The 2,751-nt window shown below is 33.8% G+C and carries 4 protein-coding genes; 1 reads left to right on the top strand and 3 read right to left on the bottom strand.

Annotation, left to right across the window (positions count from 1 at the left end; all coding sequences use genetic code 11):
* Window positions 1-154: 154 nt before the first annotated feature.
* The 3 genes from LDB17_RS01035 to LDB17_RS01025 form a co-directional block, all read right to left on the bottom strand.
* Window positions 155-577 carry a hypothetical protein gene (locus tag LDB17_RS01035; protein ID WP_252636391.1) on the bottom strand — a complete coding sequence of 141 codons (423 nt, stop codon included), beginning with the start codon at window positions 575-577 and terminating at the stop codon, window positions 155-157.
* A 73-nt stretch (window positions 578-650) separates the two neighbouring features.
* Window positions 651-1,142, bottom strand: a complete 492-nt coding sequence (locus tag LDB17_RS01030; RefSeq protein WP_252636390.1) for a hypothetical protein — start codon at window positions 1,140-1,142, stop codon at window positions 651-653.
* Window positions 1,139-1,534, bottom strand: coding sequence for a hypothetical protein (locus LDB17_RS01025; protein WP_252636389.1), 396 nt, complete (start codon window positions 1,532-1,534; stop codon window positions 1,139-1,141). The genes LDB17_RS01030 and LDB17_RS01025 overlap by 4 nt, the downstream gene beginning before the upstream one ends.
* A 313-nt stretch (window positions 1,535-1,847) precedes the next feature.
* Between LDB17_RS01025 and LDB17_RS01020 the strand changes: the two genes are divergently transcribed.
* On the top strand, window positions 1,848-2,261 hold the full coding sequence (locus tag LDB17_RS01020) for a hypothetical protein (RefSeq protein WP_252636388.1): 414 nt from the start codon (window positions 1,848-1,850) through the stop codon (window positions 2,259-2,261).
* The last annotated feature ends 490 nt before the right edge of the window (window positions 2,262-2,751 follow it).

Below are 2,751 nucleotides of genomic sequence, written 5' to 3'. Positions count from 1 at the left end.
ATATATAAATAAAATCTATATTTTTTATTATATTATTATATGTATATATATGAAAATGGAAATCCCCCTGAGCCCTATAAAAACATTGTCAGGAATGTTTAATATCTAAGGACTAAGGGGGATGGGGACAAATATATCGTGGGTGCTATTAATTCTAATCTAAACTAGCTAATAATTCTTTTCCGGTAGTTATAATATCATCATATATCTTATACATTAATTCAGGTTCTTCTGCCCAAATCTGGTAAACCAATACCTTTTTACCTGCTCCCTTCATCCAACCCGCTTCTGTATGAGCTGATCGCCCACAAGGTAAAACAAGTACACATGTATCAGCCCATTTCATTGCATTAAAATCTGAATTAAATCCAGCTTCCGCAATCGGATGTTTTATTGCTTCTTTATACTCATCCATACCCCAGTCTTTCCAATTAGGGTCTATCTCACTCCATGAGAAACCTGTATTCCCATGTGGGTTTCTAAAGTCATATACTTCATGACTGTTCTCTCTTAAAAATCTAACAACCTCTGGTTGATATTTATTTCTCCAACTGCTTGCTACATATATTTTTGCCATAATTATTTATTCCTTATAATTTAGTTAACTCCTTCTCATCATTAAATATTACTCTATAATATCAATATCCAAATCATATATCTATACGTTTAGCGTTTACATCAAACTGGCTTTGGTCTACATCTTCTACTTTCCCGGGCTCTTCGCCTGTCAGCTGCTTTTCTGTTGGTTTATATATACCCTTGCTCCCATGACAGATATAATATTCAAGAAAATCGATCGCGCGCTTTTCGTCCTTGTCAGATAGTTTATGAAGTCGGCGCAACATCATTAGTTCACGGCGCGAAGGGATATACTGCTTATGCGTTTCCTCAAGATATTCTTTGTATAGCTTCCATGTTTCAGCAAATTCGGCACTTTTGAAAGGCGATTTGATATCGATAGGGCTAACCGGTTCCACCAGTTTGTCAAACTCATTGTGTAGCATAATGAGTTTGTTCCATTCTTTCGTTGATATTTTGATGGCATTCAAAGACTTTTTGTCTGTGATTCCGGCTACCAGCTCAGCATATAACTTATTGAATTTTTCAAAGCCTTTCGAAAAATTATTCCACTGTGTTTTCATAACTCAAACTTATTAGTCATGTCGAATAATATATCATTAAGCTTATCATAAGTAAAGAGAGGATGGGGGATGATAATGATGAGATTTTCATTTTCATTTGTCATGTGCTCGACAGATAATATACGGCTACTCTCGAGTAAATCTAACATCTGAACGGTTATTACAAATTTGCATTTTATCTGAAGACGTGTTGCTTCTCTGAATGCCTTGTAATATGTTTCTTCCTCGGGATCAATAGGGATGGGTGCCTTTAAAGATGTAAACATTCTTGTTATAGGCTTCGGTGTCCAAAACTTTAAATTCTCTTCTGGAATTTTTGTATACCGAATCTCGTTGTTACGATTGGTTACTCCAACTACTACGTGACTGTTTGGTTTGATTTTGAAATCCATGTAGTTAAATTTTTTAGTTAATATATCTGTATTTGTCGCTATAAAATTCCCTCTAAGTATTCACGTTCCACGGTCTTAAAGTTGTCCGCATTTAGCTTCGGATAAAAGCTCGAATACTGATATTCAAACTTTGCAAGGAATAGATTTCTCACCTCCCTTTTTCTCTTATCATTAAGATTTTGGTAACGTTGTTTGATTGTTAAATTTTGCTTCTCGTTGTTCATAGTCTAAAATTTAATATTATATTTAGACTACTAAGTAAACAAAAATAATCCTTTAGTAAACAAATTTAGGATTAAAATATGTTAATAATATGCAAGAAACTATTAATCAGAGGATTGTAAATTACTGGGAAAGTAAGGGTAAAAGGCAGATTGATCTGTTTCATGCCGATTATGCTTCAAAACAGACTATATCAGGTATTTGGAATGGGCGGACAAAGCCAGGATGTGAATTTTTGGAACGATTTATTGCTGAAAATAAGGATTTAAACACGAGATGGCTTTTCACCGGTATTGGAGAAATGATTGAAAAAGGCGACCCGGCAAGTGAGGCCTTGGTAAAATTCCTAAATGAGAGGCTTGAAAAGGTAGAAGAAGAAAATAAAGAGTTAAATAGAGAGATTGGACGATTAAGAGCCGAATATGATTCAGTAAAAAAGTATAATATTAATTCAACCGGACTACAAGCTGCAGAAGATTCACCTAAGTATAAAAGAAAAAAATAGCAGACACTTATAAAAAAATTATTCTTCGCAGCCAAAACAGACACTTTCTAACTGTCAGGTATGAAGTCTTTTATGTGCAGAATTTAGCATCCGATATGCTCCACAGATTAAAATTTAATAGGCTTGTAATCAATTGGTTGCAAGCCTATTTTATATTTGTGGGATGATTTGTAGGACGAATTTTACTAAATAGGAATTGTTCCACCCAAAAAAATATTTCAAATAATTTGCGTATGTGAAAATTTATTGAATATATTTGCATCGAAGATTTGAGTCGAATTTTATACGAAAGTATGAGATTTGGCTTTTTTGTGTTTATATACCTACCTCATACTTTCTTTTAAAAAACCTCTGCAACACTTTGTCTGGTAGCCTTCAAAATCAAAAGGCACTATGACAACAATTACATTTTCAAAATCAGAATTATTAAGCCGGCTACAGTCGGTAAGTAAAATTATCTCACCAAAGAACACTCTTCCGATCATGGATA

Source organism: Dysgonomonas sp. Shenzhen-Wh21 (assembly GCF_043392705.1).
Lineage (GTDB): Bacteria > Bacteroidota > Bacteroidia > Bacteroidales > Dysgonomonadaceae > Dysgonomonas.
This window is presented reverse-complemented; position numbering and strand designations above follow the sequence as displayed.